This is a genomic window from Streptomyces afghaniensis (assembly GCF_044327915.1).
Lineage (GTDB): Bacteria > Actinomycetota > Actinomycetes > Streptomycetales > Streptomycetaceae > Streptomyces > Streptomyces afghaniensis.
The window spans coordinates 400827-419424 of record NZ_JBIRGJ010000003.1; the positions used below are offsets into that span (position 1 = coordinate 400827).

Annotated in this window: 9 protein-coding genes; 4 read left to right on the forward strand and 5 right to left on the reverse strand. The window is 73.1% G+C overall.

Annotated elements, in window-relative coordinates; genetic code table 11:
- The first annotated feature begins 130 nt into the window (after nucleotides 1–130).
- Nucleotides 131–5191, forward strand: coding sequence for an HD domain-containing protein (locus ACH4G3_RS12250; RefSeq protein WP_397624378.1), 5061 nt, complete (start codon nucleotides 131–133; stop codon nucleotides 5189–5191).
- Nucleotides 5192–5201: 10 nt separating this feature from the next.
- Here the strand turns inward: ACH4G3_RS12250 and ACH4G3_RS12255 are convergent, their stop codons facing one another.
- The 4 genes from ACH4G3_RS12255 to ACH4G3_RS12270 form a co-directional block, all read right to left on the reverse strand.
- On the reverse strand, nucleotides 5202–5711 hold the full coding sequence (locus tag ACH4G3_RS12255) for an inclusion body family protein (protein ID WP_397624379.1): 510 nt from the start codon (nucleotides 5709–5711) through the stop codon (nucleotides 5202–5204).
- Entirely contained in the window at nucleotides 5704–7554 is a 1851-nt protein-coding gene (locus ACH4G3_RS12260; protein ID WP_397624380.1) for a thiamine pyrophosphate-binding protein, read from the reverse strand. The genes ACH4G3_RS12255 and ACH4G3_RS12260 overlap by 8 nt, the downstream gene beginning before the upstream one ends.
- Nucleotides 7551–9590, reverse strand: coding sequence for a flavin monoamine oxidase family protein (locus ACH4G3_RS12265; RefSeq protein ID WP_397624381.1), 2040 nt, complete (start codon nucleotides 9588–9590; stop codon nucleotides 7551–7553). The genes ACH4G3_RS12260 and ACH4G3_RS12265 overlap by 4 nt, the downstream gene beginning before the upstream one ends.
- Before the next feature lie 222 nt (nucleotides 9591–9812).
- On the reverse strand, nucleotides 9813–11018 hold the full coding sequence (locus ACH4G3_RS12270) for an MFS transporter (protein ID WP_397624382.1): 1206 nt from the start codon (nucleotides 11016–11018) through the stop codon (nucleotides 9813–9815).
- A 100-nt stretch (nucleotides 11019–11118) separates the two neighbouring features.
- Between ACH4G3_RS12270 and ACH4G3_RS12275 the strand changes: the two genes are divergently transcribed.
- Both ACH4G3_RS12275 and ACH4G3_RS12280 read left to right on the forward strand, forming a co-directional pair.
- The gene (locus tag ACH4G3_RS12275; RefSeq protein WP_397624383.1) at nucleotides 11119–11499 is read left to right on the forward strand and encodes an ArsR/SmtB family transcription factor; all 381 of its coding nucleotides are present in this window, start codon (nucleotides 11119–11121) and stop codon (nucleotides 11497–11499) included.
- Between the two features lie 111 nt (nucleotides 11500–11610).
- Complete coding sequence (locus tag ACH4G3_RS12280; RefSeq protein WP_397624384.1) at nucleotides 11611–12510, forward strand: hypothetical protein; 900 nt, start codon at nucleotides 11611–11613, stop codon at nucleotides 12508–12510.
- Here the strand turns inward: ACH4G3_RS12280 and ACH4G3_RS12285 are convergent.
- Nucleotides 12507–16316, reverse strand: a complete 3810-nt coding sequence (locus tag ACH4G3_RS12285; RefSeq protein WP_397624385.1) for an nSTAND1 domain-containing NTPase — start codon at nucleotides 16314–16316, stop codon at nucleotides 12507–12509. The two genes, ACH4G3_RS12280 and ACH4G3_RS12285, sit on opposite strands and share 4 nt — an antisense overlap.
- A 321-nt stretch (nucleotides 16317–16637) precedes the next feature.
- Here ACH4G3_RS12285 and ACH4G3_RS12290 point away from each other — a divergent pair.
- The coding region (locus ACH4G3_RS12290; RefSeq protein WP_397624386.1) for a tetratricopeptide repeat protein at nucleotides 16638–18598 on the forward strand (1961 nt) is incomplete at its 3' end.

An 18598-nucleotide genomic window follows, 5' to 3' on the forward strand; every position in this document is an offset into this window, starting at 1 on the left:
TCGTCGCACAACCGTCCGATGACGATCCGTGAGGACCGCTGCGCGTACCGCACTTGACCGATCCGACCCCGGCAGGTGCCCGCCTGATGGAAACTCTTGGTGCGGGTCGGAGGGGGAACCGGGGGAACGAGTGGAAGACGACAGGCGTATCGCCCTGCTCATCGGGGTGGGCGAGAACCCGGGGGCGGAGCGTCTGCTGCCCTCGCTGGCTGCGACGGTCGAGGCCGATCTGCGTGTCCTGGGCGCCTCTCTGGAGGGCAGCGGCTACGAGGTGGAGGCGCTGGCGAATCCCACCCGGAACGAGATCACCGAGCGCGTCTCCGAGGTGTCCGCGAGCGCCCCGCCCGGCAGCACCCTGCTGCTCTACTTCACCGGGCACGGCGTCCGGATCGGCACCACCGACTACCTCGTGCCCGCCGACGCCCGTGCCCCCGCCGGCGACGACGCGGCCGGGTGGGAGCGGCCCCACGTACGGGAATCGCTCCTGGAGGCCGACATCAGCCGGTATCTGGCCAACTGCCGCGCCGGGACGGTGCTGTGGCTGATCGACGCCTGCCGCGAGACGGACGCCGGGCCGGACGGCGTCTTCGGCAGCAACGTCGTCAAGGGGCCACCGCACAGCGGCTTCGTCATGATGACGAGCTGCGGCCCCGGCGAGCTCAGCGGCGGTGCGGAGACGGGCAGTTTCTTCACGGCGGCACTCGCCCGGGCCTTCGACCCGCTGACCGAGGCCACGACAGTGGAGCAGGTGTACAAGAAGGCCGAGCACGACACGCGGGCACTCGCGGTCGAGGCGCAGGCCGGGCCGCAGCAGGTCCTGATCCACTACGGCACCGACCTGGCTGAGCGCACCAAGTCCCTGGTGGTCGCCGAGGGCAGACGGCTGCTGGAGGCGTGGCAGGACGCCGTGCGCACACCGGCCCTGTGGGAACGCGTGCCGGAGTGCGACGCGGGCACCGTGGCGCACTTCCAGGACTGTCTGTCCGCGCTGGCCACGCAGGCCGCCCGGCACGTCCACCACGCCCAGCGGCGGCTGCCCGATCCGTGGGCCGACGACGAGTATCCGGTCCGGCTGCTGAGTGACCGTCTCCCGCTGCTGCTGCCCAAGGGCGCCGAACTGTCCGCCCTGGAGGTCACCGCGCTGATCGCCGGCGTCCTGTTGCACGAGACGGCCTGGGCCGAACGGCTGGACCAGGCCGCAGGGTTCCGGCCGCGGCTGGTGTGGCGTGACGACAAGGCCGGCGACCAGCGGCGGCACTACGAGCAGATCACCGAGCACTATCCCCAGATCACCGAGAAGCTCACGGACTCGTACCGCTGGATCGGGGACCCCACGGACGACCGGCACGCCGTCACGCTGTGGCTGGTGCACCGCTGGATCGAGGAGCGGTTCGCGACCGACGAGGAGGCCGTGCCCGCCCTGTTCGCCGACCGCTTCACGGCCCGGCTCCTCGACGTGGCACCGCCGGCGGCGGGCGAGCGGCTCGGCGGCCGGGCGGAGGCGCTGTCCCAGGCGCTGCGCACGGTCGCCGCGGGCCTCGCCCTCGGGGCCCCGCCGGAGGACCAGCGGCTGCCGCCGGACCGGCACGTCGTCCGCAGGACACCGTGGCGTCTGCGCGTGCGGCCCCTCGCGGCGCTGCTGCGGCTCGCGGGGCTGCTCGCCTTCGACACCCGGTGTCTGCCCGAGGTCCTGGCCGAGCATCTCGCCGTCTCCGACCCGGTGCTGCCGCGCGAGGTGATCACGGTGTTCCGGGACGCCTTCTGGGTCCCCGACCGGGATGGAAACACCGCCTCGTACCTGCATCTGGACGCGGTCTGCCCGCACCCGGCGCTGCACGCCGCACTCGCCGCGGTCGTCGAGGACGCCGACGACCTCGGTCACCTGCTGCGCGAGTCGGCCCGCCGCCTTCCGCAGGACGAGGCCGAACTGCTCCGGGCACTCCCCGCGCGGCTGTCCGACCACGGCCTCCGGCCGGACCGCCGGCACGGCGCGGACGCCTACGACGTGCCGCTCGCCCGTTTCTCGCTGGCGCAGACGGAGATCCGCCGCCTGCTGATGGGCGAGAAGCTGTACGACGGCGAGCCGGAACTCGCGCTGCGGGAGCTGTACCAGAACGCGATGGACGCCTGCCGCTACCGGGAGATGCGCGTCCGGTACCTGCGCGGTCTCGGCCGGGAGCCGGCGGCGTGGGCGGGCCGGATCCGGATCGAGACGGGCGAGGACAGCCGCGGTCCCTACGTCGAGTGCGTCGACAACGGCGTCGGCATGACCGTCGGCCAGCTCAAGAACACCTTCACCCGGGCCGGCCGCCGCTTCGACCAGTCCCACGCCTTCCGCCGGGAGCAGGCCGCGTGGCTGCGGCACGACAGCGCGCTGCGGCTCTACCCCAACAGCCGCTTCGGGATCGGCGTCTTCAGCTACTTCATGCTCGCCGAAGAGATGACCATCGTGACCCGGCCGGTCGGCACGGACGGCCGTCCGGCCGAGAAGGCGCTGCGCGTCGAGATCCCCGTCAGCGGCAGCCTCTTCCGGGTCCGGGAGGAGGACGAACGCGACGGCACGGCACTGCCCGAGGGCGGCACGCGCGTCCGGCTGCACCTGCGCCGTGCCGGGGCGCTGCCCGGGGGCTCCGCCGTGTCGGTGCTGCGCTCGCTGGTCCTGATCAGCGAGTTCCTGCTGGAGGTGCGCGACCAGGACGGCACCGAGGAGACCTGGCTGCCCGGGGACCTCAAGTCCGGTGAGGAACCCGGCGCGTTCTCCACCCGGTTCGCCGTCGAGGCGGTGCCGGGAACACTGTGGTGGGTCTCCGACAAGGGAGCGATCGTCTGCGACGGCATCGCCACGGACAAGCGGCCCTTCGGGTACGTGCTCAATCTGTCGGGCGCGCACGCGGGCGAACTCAGCGTCAACCGCAAGAAGCTGGAGAAGTACGACGTCCTCTGGGCGCAGGAGCAGTTCCGGCAGGGAGCCCGGAGGTTCCTCGGCGAGGAGACGCCAGGCCTGGAGTGGCTGTGGAGCATGGAGTCGCGCGAGCCCTCGATCGCCCGCGTCCTGTGGGAGGTTCTGCGGGGCCACGGGGTACGTGCGTCGCTCGGCCACGGCCGGCGGATCGACCTTGACGAACTCGGCTGGTTCAGGCTGGACAGCGGCGTGAACGGCGGGCGCGGCGGCAGGGAGGGGGAGCCGGCCTTCAGGCTGGTCCGGCCCTGGCGGTCGGCCGCCTTCGGTTCCGAGCACCGCGACCGGCCCACAGCGCCGCCGCTCTCCCTGTCGGGCCACCCGGTACCGCAGCCGGGCTGGGCTGACATCGCGGAGAAGGTCGAGGGCGACTGGCGGTTCGCGGTCCGGGTGGCCGACGCGCAGAACACGACCGTGGCGGAGGTGCTCCGCGCGACGCGGGGCCTGCGCATCGCACATCCGCAGCTGGCCGGGCCGGCCGTCCTCGGTGACGGCGACCTGGACTGGGAACCGGGCATCACCGACTGGTACGTCACGACCGGACTCCTCGGCAGGACGCGTGATCCGCTGGACGGCTTCGCCGCTCCCTGGGGGCGCCGTGTGGCCAAGCGGCGGGCGGGCGACGACATTCACTACCGGCACCCGCCCGAGGACCTCTCCGGCATCGCCCGCGCCTCCGCCATGTTCCAGAGGCCGCTCGGCGAGCTGGCCGAGGCGTGCGCCCGGTACGCACCGTTCGTGGGCAGGCCGCTGGGTGCCGTCCCGGACCACCACCGCGACCACGTGTGCACGGAAGACGAGCTGAAGGTCCTCTACCTCCAGGAGGACACGAACCAGTGGCGGCCCGCCGTCCACCCCTGGGACGTGCCGGTGGTGGCCGACGCCACGGGCCTCGACCCGGGCGAGGTGCAACGGCGCATGGCCGGCTTCGGCTGGCTGGGCCGCCCCGTGCCCGACCCGGTCCTGACCGCACGCTGGGGCGCCGTACCGGCCGAACTGCTCGGCGTCCTGCGCACCTACCTCGTCCCCCGCGCCGACGGCCGCCCCGTGCTGCCCTGGGCCGCGACCATCGAAATGGCCGCGGAGCACGAGCTCTCCGTGTGGGAGGCCGAACGCCTCCTGGCCCGTGAGACGGAGGAGCTCGGGGTGGACCACCGACGGCGCTACACCAGGCGGTCGCCCGGACGGGACGTGGTCCCCTCACCCGAGACCGCCGTACTCGTCCGGCGGCTCCACCAGTCGGACATCCGCCTGGAGGACGGCGTCTCGCTCCGGGACTTCGCGTCGGTCCGCTCCCACAGCACGCCGTGGGAGGAAATGTCCTGGTGTGCGGACGAGTTGCGAGAGGCAGGGGTGGACATCCCGGACGCCGGAACCCTGCTGCGCGCCTGGGACGAGCTGCCCACGCCCAGCAGATACGCGTTCTCCGGGGAGGATCCCAACTGGGACGGTGCCGACTATCCCGTGCCGGCCACCTCGGCCGTGCTGTTCACCGCCAGCCAGCGGCTCCGGCAGCGGCTGTCGGTCCTGTGGGACACCGCGCGCCGGGAGGCCCGCAACCTGGGGCTGGACGCGGCCCTGGTGGCACCGCGCCCGCCCAAGGCGCTGCGGACGTTCGTCCCGACGCACGACGAGATGGCGGCGCTGGTCGAGACGGGCCCGCCCGAGGATGTCGACTACGAGTGGTTCGAGAAGCCACAGTGGATCCCGCTCACGGCGCAGCGTCTCGTGGGCTACGCCCGCGCACGCAGTCTCGGTGCGCGGGCGGCCTACCGGGCGCTGGTTCCCCTGCGTGCCATCGGCGCGCTCGTGCCGGAGCTGTCCGCGGAGACGGAGGCCGCCCTGCCGGACGACGTGCCCACCGCCCACGACGCCGTGGCGGTCGACCCGGCGTACCGCGTCTCCGCGCCCGGGGACCCGCTGCACCCGCTCGACCTGGTCGGCATCGCCGGCCGTCTCGGCGAGCCGGTACGGCACACCTGGGAACAGCGCATCACTCCGTACCTCGCCCTGGAGGCGTCACCCCCGTCGGTCACCGACGTACCGGACGTCGTGCCCGGCTGGCAGGACCTGGCGATCCTCTCCGAGGGCCTCGACGGGCGACTTCCCGCACTGACCGGCCCGGTCGGGCAGGACCGGATCGAGCGCTGTGCCCGTGCGGTGGGTGAGACGCCCGAGTGGGTACGCCGGCGACTGGAGATCTACGCGGGGCTGTTCGGTCTCCGGCTCTGATGCGCCGGCGTCAGGAGTCCTCGATGGTGATGAAGGGGTCCCACTGGAAGTACCCCTTCAACTGGCGGTGGCGGTCCAGGATCTGGAAGTAGAAGTGGTAGGTGACCTTGCCGGGCTGTTTCACGGTCGTGCGCCAGTAGTGGTCCTGGTAACGCTGGGTCTCGAACTCCGGCCTGCCCTCGGTGCCCTCCTTCGGCAGGGGGTAGATGCCGCTGACCACCTCGATCGTCGGCGGCTTGATGAGCTGGTACTGACTGTCGCTGCTCACGTACCGGTAGAGCAGGGCCTTGTACTCGCTGCCGAGCGACAGGGTCGTCTCGCGCCACTTGACGAAGTCCCCCGGTTCGGCGCGCAGGTTCAGCTCGGCGCCCGACGTACCGATGATGTGGTCGTGGCGGGTGGTCATGTAGATCAGGCGCGGGTCGACCTGCGTGGGCGCGTCGGGGTTGCGGGACGCGTTGGGGTTCTGTTCGACGATGGTGGCCGCGTCGAACGAGATCAGTACGTTGAGTTCAGCCATGCTGCTGCTCCTTCTTCGTGGGCACCTTGTAGGCCATCGCCCGCGGGTAGTCGTGGCGGTGCAGGCGGACGCGGACCAGGAGCGGTCCGGCGTTGACCGGGTCGGACGGGTCGGTGAGGCGGTCCAGGAGGTCGTCGAGTTCCGCGGTGTGCGCGACGGTGAGGCCGTGCGCCGGGGTGTGCTTGCCGGCGAAGACGTCCGCGAGGCGGTCGTAGTGCCAGGGGTGGAGGACGTTGTAGAAGTCCGCTTCGGTGGCGTCCTCGTCGGCGTAGTACCGCGGATGCACCAGCATCTGCTCGACGCCGTAGAAGTGGCCGTTGTCCATGACGAACACCACCGACCGCAGCCCGTGCCGGGTGTGCGTGGAGAGTTCCTGGCAGGTCTCCTGGAAAGCGCCGTCGCCGACGAACACCATCGGGCGGGCGTCGCCGCGCTCGGGGGCGAGAGCGGCGCCGGTGGCCGCGCCGACCGACCAGCCGATGGACAGCCAGCTGACCTGCGACAGGAACCCGCCCGCCGGCAGGGACAGGTTCATCGAGCCGATGAGGGAGAACGCGGCGTCGGAGACGACCGTCCAGTCCTCCCGCGTCTCGTGGTTGAGGAAGTGGTTGACGCGGTCGAAGACGGCGTCGTAGGTGAGGCGCCGGCCGGCCCCGTGCGGGGCGGCCGAACCGGCGGCGCGGAGCGAGGCGCGGTGGTGTTCCAGAGCCGCCGGGCGGTTCGCGCGCGAACCGTGGTGGGCGTAGGCCTCCGCGTAGTAGTCGGCGGCCAGGCCCCCCGTGCCGTACGCCTTCACCAGCGCGTCCTGGAGGGCGGGCAGCAGCCAGGTGAGCTGGACGTCGGGGAAGTAGGAGGCACCGACGCTGATGCCGCCGTGCGCGGCCATCACCCAGTCGCCGCCGACGCACTGCTCCCCGCCGAGGTTCTTCGACGTGGACCAGGCGCCGAGCCCGATGCGGCAGGTGGCCCAGTCCTTGAAGACGGCGTGCACGTCCGGATGGCTGGCGCCGCCGTTGTAGACGCCGTGGAACTGCGGCAGGTCCTCGTCGACGACGGCCTTGGCGCCGACGGTGGTGCAGAACGGCACGCCCGTGGCCTCCACCAGGTCGGTGAGCTGCCCGCCGAGGCCGAACCGGTCGATCTCCTCGCCGGCCCAGACGATCGGGCGTGGCCTGCCGTCCGGGCCCGGGTGCTCCTCGACCAGGGCGAGGACCGCCTGCACGGCGTGGTCCAGCATGGGCTGGTTGCGCGCGCTGAACGGCCGCTCCCGGGCGCCGATCGGCGCCTGAGGCCCGGGGCAGGGCTCGTCCCAGAGGTCCTCCATGACCTCCAGGTAGACCGGCCGGCGCTCGGAGAGGCACGCGGTGAGCGCGGCGTCGATCTGGCCGGGGGCGAGGCCCGGGTTGGAGATGACCTGGGCGTCCACGGTGACCTGCCGGTAGACGTCCAGGTTGCTCTCCGGGCGGGGGCTCATGTGCGAGGTGAGCAGGCCGACGGCCCGGTAGTTCTGCCACTGCTCGTAGGGCGGGGAGGCGTTGACGGCGACCAGCGGGACCTGTTCGACGTAGGCGCCGCCGCAGGCGTTGAGGAGGTTGAACGCGCCCACGCTGTAGGTGACGGCGGCGGCGCCGATGCCGTGGATGCGGGCGTAGGCGTCGGCGGCCTGGCCGGCGCCGCCCTCGGTGGGGGTGCCGACCCACTCGATGTCGCCTTCGGCCCGCAGGGTGGTCAGGAAGGGGCCGAGGTGGTTGCCGGGGACGCCGAAGAGGTGGGTGATGCCCAGTTCGGCCAGGCGCAGGGCGAGGTAGCGGGCGACCGTGCACCCGGCGTCGAGCGCGGTCACGAGTGGCCCCCTTCCCGGTCCGCGCCCGGGGTGGTGACCGGCGGGGCCTGGTGGACGGCGAGGGCGGCACGCACGGCGCTCTCCAGGGCGCCCTCGATCCAGGCGTGCTTGAGGGAGGTGTGCTCTCCGGCGAAGTGCACGGGGCCTTCGGGCCGGGAGACGTCGAGGTGGAAGCTGGTCATCTGGTGCGCGGTGTAGATGGCGGCCTCGCCGAAGGCGTACGGGTCGCGGGCCCAGCTCTGGGTGGCGCCGCGTCCGGTGAAGAACACCTCGATGCGGCGGCCGTGCAGGGCCTGGAGGTTGCGCAGGGCGTAGACGTAGCGCTCCGAACCGCGCATGGAATCCCAGCGGGCGGCGTCGTCGGACCAGCAGTACGAGGCGAGCACGACGCCGCCGGTGCTGCCCTCGACCCGGTGCGACGGGTAGTACATGAACCGGTTGGGGTTGTCGGTGACGGAGCCCCCTCCGAAGCAGTGGGTGGCGGGGCGGAGCGCGGGGCCGCGCAGCGGCAGGGTGCTGTTGAGCTGCCGCATCTCCTCGGTGACGCTGCTGTCCTTGACGGCGGCCGCCAGCAGGTCGGTGCCCGACCCGGCGAACGTGAGGACGGGTTCGGCGTCCACCTGGCCGCCCAGCCGGTAGTACTCGTACAGGCCGGGCGCGATGCGGTCGAGTTCGTCGCGCCAGTCGTCCTCGGTGAACTCCCACCAGCGGTGGCTGAACTCCAGCAGCACCTTGGTGGCCTGGTCGTAGTGGGTCTCGATGATCGCGCGGCGCTTCTTGTACGACATCGAGGGCACGATCTCCACGAAGCGCAGGGCGGAGAACGGGATGGTGACGATCGCCAGGTCGGCCGTCCACAGGCGCGGCGGGGCCTGTGGATCGTTCTCGGCGACGGTCTGCACGGCCACACCCCACCCGTCGGGTCCGACGGCGCCGGTGCCCTCGGGGTCGGTGTCGCGGCTGGGGTCGTGGTACTCCAGGCGGATCATGCGGTGGCCGAGCCGGACCTCGTCGCGCAGCCCCTGGTGCAGCGCGTGCGGCAGGCGCCAGCTGCCGCCGGGTATCTCCCAGTAGCGGACACCCGGGTTGATGTCGCTGCGGCTGAGGAAGCTGTGGAAGAACGACAGGTGCAGCCGCGAGGACATGTTCTCCAGCGTTCCGACGGCCTCGATCGCCTCGTCGCTGAGCCCCGCGTGGTCGCGCAGGAAGCCGCCCATCGAGTAGCCGTCGAAGTCGCGGATCACCCGGGCCCAGCCCTCGACCCACTCCTCGAAGGGCTTGTTGACGCGCCGCCCGTCGACGACGTCGGAGTAGTAGTCGCGCACGCTTTCCAGGGCGTCGTCGACCATCTTCACGACGGGGGCGCGGACCTCGTCGTCGGTGAGGTGGAAGCCCTCGTTGATCCGCTCGGGACCGGCGGCGTAGTCGGCGCGCCGCACCTGGGTGCGGTTGGCGCGGATCCAGGAGTTGCCGCGCTTTTCGGGTTCGCGGAAGCCGGGGCTGTCGTCGCCGTAGGTCCAGGTGCGGCCGGTGAAGGAGGTGTACGTCACCGGGGGCACGGGGACGTCGGGGCCGCTGCCGGTGCCGGGGGCCACGTCCACGTTGTAGAACTGGCGGCGGCCGAGCCCGAGTTTGTCGACCAGGGCGAGGACGAGCGGGTGGAAGTCGGGCAGCCGCATGGCACCGGCCTCGGCGTACTGGGCAGGGTCGTCGAAGGGCTGCTGGTGTTTGGTGGCGCGGAAGGTCTTGATGCGTCCGCCGACCCGGCCGGCGTTGGCCTCCAGGATGGTGACGTCGTGTCCGGCGTCCTTGAGCAGCCGACCGGCGACGAGGCCGGTGATGCCGGCGCCGATGACGAGGATCTTCTTGCGCGGGTGCGGGGTGGGGCCGAGGCGGCCCGTGTCGATCAGGGTGTGCAGATAGCCGAGTTTGAGGTCGGTGCCGTCGGGCCCGACGAGGAGGAGTTCACGGGCGAGCCTGAGGCAGGTCTGCCAGCGGGCACGGGTGGCCGAGTCGTCCCGAGGTAAGTCGGTCATAGCCAGCGATCGTAGATATGCCGGAACGATTCCGTGGTTTCTCTCGCACATAAAGTCCGGAAATCAGCGATCGCATTGCCTGACGCGATTTCGCCTTGCTCGAATTCCTTTGCGAAATACGGGAGATTCACCAGGGGCAGAAGGTAAAGGGGCGCGAAAAGGCCTCTTCCCCAATTCACTTGCGGAATATGGAAATCCTGCGGACGTGGGCCCCCGGGACGGTCACGCGGGTTCGGGAACCCGGCGGTGGCCCGCGAGGACGACGAGTGCGCCGACGACGGCCAGGCCCGTCAGGACGGTGCCGAAGACGGTCGCCCCGGCGGGCAGTCCCACCGCGTCCATGAGGTACCCCGTGGACACCGGCAGGAGACCCGCGGGGAGGTAACCGCCCACGTTCAGCGCGGCGTTGGCCTCGGCGAGGCGCTGCGGCGGGACGGTGGAGTTGAGCAGCGAGAGACCGCCGAGCTGGCCCATGCCCTGGCCGGCCCCGGCGAGCAGGGCGGAGGCGACGAGCAGGACGACGGACGAGGCGTGCACAGCGGTGATCAGCGCGGTCATGCCGAGGGCGGTGCTGGTCGCGCCGGCGGTCAGGACGGTGCGCCGGGGCAGCTCCCGCACGGCGAACTGGACGCCGGTGGCGGCGAGGAACATGACGAACGCCATGGCTCCGGAGACGATCCGGCTGGTGGTGCCGAGCAGTTCGGTCAGCAGCGTGGGGCCGAGCGACAGCACGAAGGAGGTGGCGGTGATGCCGGGGGCGAACACCGCGATGCCCAGGGCGAGAGGGACGCCATGGCCGCGCGGCACGCCGGGCACGCGCACCCAGGCGCCCCCACCGGGCACGGCGGGACGGCGTACGGGCATGCGCAGCACGGCGAGGACGGCCGTGGCCAGCAGCACCGCCTCGACGACGAAGACGGTCACCGTGGGCGCCGGCAGCGTCTCGGACAGCAGGCCGGCGAGCAGCGGACCGAGGCCGGCCCCGAAGACCATCGCGCAGGAGGCGAGCAGCGCGGCCAGCCGCCTGCGCTCCGGGCCCGCCACGTCCGTCACGGCGGCCATGCCCGCGGATACGACGGCGCCGACGGCGATCCCGGAGAACAGCCGGGCGACGAGCAGCGCGGTGACGGTCGTGGCCGTCGCGAAGATCGCGCAGGCGGCGAGGGCGAGGGCGAGCGCGGGCAGCAGCACGGGCTTGCGTCCCAGCCGGTCCGAGACCACGCCCGAGACGAGCAGCGAGCCGAGCAGGCCGACGATGTAGAACGCGAAGACGACGGTCAGGGTGCCCTTGGAGAAGCCGATGTCGCGCTGCCACAGCACGTACAGCGGGGTCGCCGCGTTGGACAGCACGAAGACGGCCGTGACCGGCCACGCCGCCAGCCACACCCACCAGGTGGGGGCAGGGGTCGCGGTCTGACGTTCCGACATGAGTGGGGGTCCCTCCGGTCAGCTCAGTACGAGTTTTTTCGAACCTAGCATGCAGTACGATGAAACTCGTACAAGCGATTCGGATGACAGGGAGCTGCCCATGTCCGCCACGGCTCACGACGTGCCGGTCATCAAGGTGCTGCCGGAGCCGGAGAACCTGCCGGAACCGCTGCCCGAGCCCGCGGTCGAGGAGCTGCGCCTGGAGACGGTGCTGGGCGCCCTGAGCGACCCCCTGCGCCTGACGATCGTGCGCAAGCTCCTCCTGGAGTCGGAGGCGTTCGACCACTCCTGCGGCTGGTTCGGCCTCGACCGCCCCAAGTCCTCCCTCACCCACCACTTCAAGGCGCTGCGCGAGGCCGGTGTCACCCGCCAGCGCCAGTACGGCCTGGAGCGCCGCAGCCACGTCCGCGTGGCCGACCTCGACGCCCGCTTCCCCGGACTGCTGGAGCTGGTGGCGGCGTGGACCCCGGACGCGCCTTGAGCTGACGCGAGAACCGCGTTGTTCGGGCAGCGGACCGGGTGGCCGAACAATCCGTGCCCGGCTGAACTGGGCTCGCCGGAAAGGGCCGCAGCACGGAGGAGGGGTCGTCGGATGGGCAGGAGCAGGGGCGTCGCGGTCGTGGTCGCCGGGATGGTGCTGGCCGTCGGTGGATGCGGCGGCGGGACGGACGAGCAGGCCGCCAAGTCGTCGGCCGGGCCGAAGCCGAACCGGTCGCCGTCATCGTCGCCGTCGGCCGAACTCGTGGAGTGGGTCGGCGACATGTGCGAGTCGACGGTGGCGCTCGAGAACCTGCGGAAGGAGAGCGCCGCGGATCTGAAGGAGATCCGCGACGCGGACGACGAAACCGGGATGCTCGCCCACGCACGCGCTCTCGGTTACCTCTCCGCGACACCGGCGGACGTGGAGACCGTGGCCGGCGACCTGGAGGCCCTCGGTCCGTCGGGCGTTCCCGCGGCCGACCGGCTGCGCGACGCCCTGCGGAAGAAGGTCAGAAGTGTCGCGAACGAGCTCGAAGCCCAGTCACCGGCGGTGGGCCTCGAGTACGCCGAGAGCACTGTCGCGGACGTCGACAAACGGGTCCAGTCCCTCACCCCGCCCGAGCCGGACCTGCCCGCGCTGACCAAGAAGGTTCCCCGGCTCGCGGCGGCGTACCGGCAGGCCGAGCGTTGCGCGCCGGGCTGGAAGCCCGACGCGTCGTCGGGGAAGGGGGACTCGGCCGCCGGCCCGCTGCCGAAGGCGGCGGACGGCAGGAACTACGCGGCCTGCTCGGACGGCGCGTGCGAGATCCTGGTGACCTCCACGGCGGACATCACGGCGAAGGGCACGAAGGTGCACGTCATCGTGGCGGACGACTCCGTCACCTTCCAGTCGGGGGGCACCGTGATGCAACTCGGCGGCGCGGGCGGCGAGGCCGGCTTCGGCAACGCCCTCAAGGCGACCGTCGTGGCCCACGACGAGGAAGGCGCCGTACTGAAGTTCGGCAGGCCCTAACTCTCGCGGCAGGCCTCCCGGTAGCCGAGCTGGGGCAGGTACTCCTGCCAGTCGGCCCGGGTCAGGACCCCGCCGGTGTGTGCGCAGACGTACTCCGCCGCGCGGTCCTCGTCCAGCGTCCACACCCGGGCCGTCAGGTCGTAGCCGGCGGAGGCGAGGGCGTCGCCGCGCGGGCTGAAGGCGACGGTGGTGACGGTGTCGAGATGGCCGGTGAGTTCCTGGCCGGCCGGCTCGGCGCGGGCCGGGTCGGACACGTCCCACAGGCGGACCGTGTGGTCGCCGCTGCCGGTCGCCAGCGTCCTGCCGTCCGGGGCGAACGACAGGGCCCTGACCGCCGCGCGGTGTCCGGTCAGCTCCTCGCCCAAGGGGCGGGCGCGGTCGTGCCGTTCGACGTCCCGTACGTCCCACAGCCGCACCGTGCGGTCGTCGCTGCCCGTCGCCAGCGTCCTGCCGTCCGGGGCGAAGGCCACCGCTTCGACCGACTCGTCGTGTCCGGTGAGGGCGGCGCCCGCGGGCCGGGCCCGTGTCCTGTCGCCGTCCACGTGCCACAGGCGGGCCGTGGCGTCCTCGGCGCCGGAGGCCAGGAGGCGGCCGTCCCGGGCGAAGGCCACGGAGGTGACGGCGTCCGTGTGGCCGCGCAGCGGTGCGCCGAGCGGCCGTGCCCGGCCCGGTCGCCGTACGTCCCACAGCCGTACCGTGTCGTCCGCGCCGCCGGTGGCCAGGGTGCGGCCGTCGGGCGCGAACGCGACGGCGTCGACTCCCCCGTCGTGGGCGCGCAGGGGCGCTCCGAGCGGGGTGGGGCGGTCGGGCGTGGAGACGTCCCACAGGCGTACGGCGCCGTCCGCGGAGCCGGTGACCGCCGTACGGCTGTCCGGTGCGAAGGCGACGGCCAGCACCTGGTCCTCGTGGGTGAGTGTCCGCGGCAGCCGGCGCGGGCGGTCCGGGCGGCGTACGTCCCACAGGCGGACCAGCCCGTCGTCGGTGCTGGCCGCGGCGAGCAGGCGGCCGTCGGGGCTGTAGGCGACGGCGGTCACCGGGTTGGTGAAGTCCGTGAGGACCGTGGGCGGCCGGTGCCAGAGCAGGACGCCGCCGTCGGCGCCGGTGCTGGCGAGGGTACGGCCGTCGGGGCTGAAGGCCACCTCCCACACGGGCTCCGTGTGCCCGGTCAGCGGCTCCCCGAGCTGCTGGGGATAGGCGGGGTTCGCCACGTTCCACAGCAGGGGCGCGTCGTCCTCGCCCGCGCTCGCCAGCGTCTCTCCGTCGGGGCTGAACGCGACCGACAGGACGGGCGCGGTGTGCCCGGTGAGCGGTTCGCCCAGGGGCCTGATCCGGTCCGCGTCGGACGCGTCCCACAGCCGTACCGTCTCGTCGAAGCCGGCGGTGGCCAGCGTGCGGCCGTCGGGTGAGAAGGCCAGGGTCCAGACCGGCTCGGTGTGGGCGCGCAGGGGTTCGCCCAGCGGTGTGATGCCGTCGTTCCCGCCGTACCGCCACATCCGGACGGTGCCGTCGTAGCCCGCCGTCGCCAGGGTGTTCCCGTCCGGGGCGAAGGCGACCGCGCGGACGCTGCGGTCCTCCGAGTCGTCGGCCGCGGCGGGCTTGCCGAGGGGCGCGGGGCGGGCCGGGTCGGTCAGGTCCCACAGGCGTACGGTGCCGTCGTCGCCGGCCGTGGCCAGCGTGCGGCCGTCGGGGGCGAAGGCGACGGAGACGATGTTCTCCCCGTCGTGGCTCACCGGCGGGCGGCCGAGGGCGCGCGGGTGCTCCCGGTCGCGCACGTCCCACAGGCGGATGACGCCGCCCTCGCCGGTGGCCGCCAGCAGGTCGCGGCCCGCCGGGGCGAAGGCGACCGCGCCGACCCGGTCCGTCCCGAGGCGCAGGGGTTCGCCCACGGCCCTGCCTTCGGCGTCCCACAGCCGGACCGTGCCGTCGTGGCCGCCGGCGGCCAGGGTGCGGCCGTCGGGCGCGTACGCGACGGAGCTGCCGACCCCGTCGGGGCCGGGCAGCCGCGTGGCCAGGACCCGGCCCGCGTCCGAGGCCAGCCGGGTCCGCAGGTCCGGCGTGGAGCGCATGCGGTACGCGGCCACGTCGAGCCGGGCGGCCGGCCCGGCGTTGGTGTCGCGGAGCCGGTCGGCCTCGGCGGTGAGCTGCCCGAACACGGCGTCGTCCCGTTCGGCTTGCGCGCTCGCGCGGGCCTGGAGGGCGACGACCGCGGTGCCGGTGGCGAGCAGGGCGAGCGCGGCCAGTACGGCCACGACCGTGCGGCGCAGCAGCGCGGCGCGGTGCCGGCGGCGGAGCGAGGCGGTGAGGAACCGCCGTTCCAGCGGGGTCAGTTCGTCACTGCCGGGGGCGGCGGCGTCCGCCGGGAAGGCGTCGCGGGCGGCGGACAGCCGGGAGCCGGCGTAGAGCGCGGCGTTCTCCTGCCCGAGGTCCCGCCAGGTGCGGGCCGCCTCGGACAGCGCGCGGTGGACGCGCAGCCGGTCGCGTTCGGCGTCGATCCAGGCGCGCAGCCGGGGCCAGGCGGTGATGAGCGCCTCGTGGGCGAGGTCGGCGGTGCCGTCGTCGAAGGTGATCAGGCGGGCCCGGGCCAGCCGTTCCAAGACCAACCGGGTGTCAGCGGGATCGCCGAAGTCCAACTCCGCGTGGTCGGTGGGGCGGCGCGTGTCGGCGGTGCCGTCGCCGGGCGCGACGAGACGCAGCAGGATACGGCGCGCCAACTCGGCTTGCTCCGCCGTCAGTTCCCCGTACACCTGCTCGGCCGTCCGGACGACTGCGCCGTGCAGTCCGCCGGCCGCCTCGTACGCCGTCTCGGTCAGGGCCCGGCCGCTGCGGTGGCGCCAGGTCTCCAGCAGGGCGTGCGACATCAGCGGCAGTCCGCCGGGGGCGCCCTCGACCTCGTCCAGGAGCCGGTCGGTCAGGGAGCGTTCGACGATCAGTCCGGCCGCGGCGGCCGGGCGGACGATGGCCTCCCGCAGTTCCGCCCGGCTCATGGGCCCGGCGAGCAGCGTGGCGTCCTGCAACGCGGCGGTGAGACCGGGGTGTTCGGCGCACCGGCCGAGGAAGTCGGCCCGCACGGCGATGACGACGCGCAGCCTGCTGTCGGCGGCGGTGGCGGCGACGAGCCGGTCGATGAAGGCGTCCCGGTCGGCCGGTTCGGCGCCGAGGGTGTACAGCTCCTCGAACTGGTCGACGATCAGCCAGGTGTCGGCGTCGGTGTCGGGTACGGGCACCAGCCGCTCGGCGTGCGTGCGCAGCGGGTCCGCGCCGGGGGTGAGGATCCGTACGGCCGCGGGCGGCGGGTCATCGCCGTCGGCCGCCCGCAACCGGGGGATCAGGCCCGCCCGCAGCAGCGACGACTTGCCGCTGCCGGAGGGGCCGAAGACGGCGGTGAAACGGTGTTTGCGGTTCAGCTCGGTGAGCCGCTCCACGAGCTGGTCGCGGCCGAAGAACAGTTCGGCGTCGCCTGGTTCGAACCGGGTCAGGCCCCGGTAGGGCGGCCGGGCGGTGTCCTCGGCGGCGGTCTCGGCGGCCAGTTCGTCCGAAGCCTCGCGCCAGCGCCGCTCCCACTCGGCGAGGTCCCCGCCGCACGCCCTCACGTAGGCGAGCGTCACCGCGCGGGTGGGCAGCTGCTTGCCCGCCGCCGCCTGCGACAGCGTCGTCACGCCGTACCGCGCCCGGCGGGCCATCTCCCGGTACGTGGGCCGGCCCGCGGCCTCGCGCAGCGCACGCAACCCGGCGGCGAACCGCTGCACCGGCCCGCCCTCCGGATCCAGCTCGCCCTCGGCGCGGCCCGGCCCAGATGGTCCCGGCACGTTCCCGCCCCCCTCACCTCGTACGCCCTCTCCAGACCTTCGGCCGTATCGGCGGCGGTGACACGGCGTTCACGAGATCCTCACGCTTCCTCGAGCAGGCGTACGTGCTTCGGGCCGTGGCCCTGATTCCCGTCGCCGACGGCCTCCCGTCTCGGCAGTCCGTGCACGGGTCCCGAACGTCACATCGGCGGCAGAGCGGTCTTCGCGTGTGTGTTCCCAGACGCCACGGCGGCCGTCCCGGGACTCCTTCGGTGAGTGCTCCTGAACTCGTCCTGCCGGGTGGCGGGTGAAGGCATGGTGGTGGATGACGAGGGGGTGGGGATGGCGCGCAGGCGGGGTGCGTGGGCGGGGTCCGCGGTGACGGGTGCTGCGGCGCTGGTGACGGCGGGCCTCGGGCTGGTGACCAATTACGCGAGTGTCTCGGTGCCCGGATGGGCCGCCGATCCGTGGGTGGTGTGGCCTGTCTTCGCGGTTCTGCTGGGGGCCGCTGTGGGACTGCTGTTGTGGGGCCGGCACCTGGACACCGGAGGGCCTGCGGCGCGGCTGGTGCTGGTGGACCGGCTGGCCGGAAGCCGCCACGCGTCGCTGCGACGCCCGCATGTGGGGCGGGTACGCGGCCGGGGGCCCGAGCTGGCCGTTCTGACCCGGATGCTGCGCCGACCGCAGGATGAGCTGGCGGTGGTCTGCGGGGCCGGCGGGCTGGGCAAGACCACGGTCGCCGCGCAGCTGGCCGCCCTGGCGGAAGAAGACGGCTGGCAGGTGTTCTGGGTGCGATGGCGCGACTCGGTGGATCTGGCGCAGCAGATGACGCGGGTGGCGGTGGCCTGCGGACTGCCGGAAACGGAGCTGGAGTCCGCCCGGGCCGGGCTGCAGAGTCTGCCGGATGTGGTGTGGCGGCAGCTCGCCTCCGCACGGCGGTGGCTGCTGGTGCTGGACAACATCGACGAGCCCCAGACGGTGGACCCGGAAGGTGAGCCGGTGGCGCACTACCGGGGCTGGATCCGCCCCCACGGACGCGGCCTGCTGCTGATCACCAGCCGGGACACCAGCGAACAGACCTGGGGGCAGTGTGCGCGGCTGCTGCCGTTGCAGCCGCTGGCCGTGCCCGATGCGGGGCGGGTGCTGCTGGATGTGGCGGCTCGGGCCGGCACCCAGGCACAGGCGCAGGAGCTGGCGGTGCGCCTGGGCAGGCTTCCGCTGGCCCTGCACGCGGCCGGCTCCTACCTGGCCACCCCCACCAGCCGCTATCAGACGTTCGAACGCTACCGCCAGGCACTGGACGCCGAGCTGGGCACGCTGCTGGGCGCCGAACACCCGGATGCCTCCGACCCGGACATCGCCCGTACGGTCGTCCGCCACACCTGGGAGCTGTCCTTGGACCAGCTCGCGGCTGAAGGGCACATGCCGGCCCGCCCGCTGCTGCGGCTGCTGGCCCTGCTGGCGCCGGCCCCCGTCCCGCTGTCCCTGATCACCCCCGGCCTCCTCGACGCTGCAGGACAGTCGGCCACCGTCGCGGGCGTCGAGGCCGCCCTGGCGGGGCTGTTCCGCTACGGCCTGCTCGGGCTGCCCGAGGATCCCACCCCCCGGTCGCGGCCGACGGTGGATGACGCCCCGCCCGCCCAGGTGGTGCTCCATCCACTGGTGAGGGAGATCAGCGCCCTCGCCCTGACAGGCGAGACCTCCGACCTCACCGCTTGGCACCGGGCCCTGGTCATGCGGCTGACCGAGGCCGCTGACGACACCGCCGACGCCGGACGCTCCGGCTGGCCCACCGCCCGCCTTCTCGCCCCTCACCTCCCGCTCTTGTTCGACCACACCACGACCCGACAAGACCTCGACGACGCCGCCGACACCGTCAACCGCCTTGCCGACGTGCTGTACGACGCGGGCGCCTACGCGTCGGCACATGCGCTGAGCAGGCACCTCCTCCATGCACAGACACGAGTCCTGGGCCCCGACCACCCCGACAGCCTGGCCAGCCGCCACCGCCTGGCCAGAGCCCTGGACGGCATGGGCCAGTACGCGCAGGCGGGCGACCTGCACCGGCGGACCCTCGACGACCGCACCCGCGTCCTGGGCCCCGACCACCCCGACACCCTCACCAGCCGCAACAACCTCGCCAACGCGCTCTACGGCATGGGCCGGTACACGCAAGCGGCCGACCACCACCAGCAGACCCTCGACAACCGCACCCGCGTCCTGGGCCCCGACCACCCCGACACCCTCACCAGCCGCAACAACCTCGCCAACGCGCTCTACGGCATGGGCCGGTACACGCAAGC

Bases quoted from the DNA above. Each gene is read 5' to 3' on its own strand.
- ACH4G3_RS12255 (WP_397624379.1), bottom strand. From the start codon at position 5,711: ATGGCTGAACTCAACGTACTGATCTCGTTCGACGCGGCCACCATCGTC.
- ACH4G3_RS12265 (WP_397624381.1), bottom strand. From the start codon at position 9,590: ATGACCGACTTACCTCGGGACGACTCGGCCACCCGTGCCCGCTGGCAG.
- ACH4G3_RS12270 (WP_397624382.1), bottom strand. From the start codon at position 11,018: ATGTCGGAACGTCAGACCGCGACCCCTGCCCCCACCTGGTGGGTGTGG.
- ACH4G3_RS12275 (WP_397624383.1), top strand. From the start codon at position 11,119: ATGTCCGCCACGGCTCACGACGTGCCGGTCATCAAGGTGCTGCCGGAG.
- ACH4G3_RS12280 (WP_397624384.1), top strand. From the start codon at position 11,611: ATGGGCAGGAGCAGGGGCGTCGCGGTCGTGGTCGCCGGGATGGTGCTG.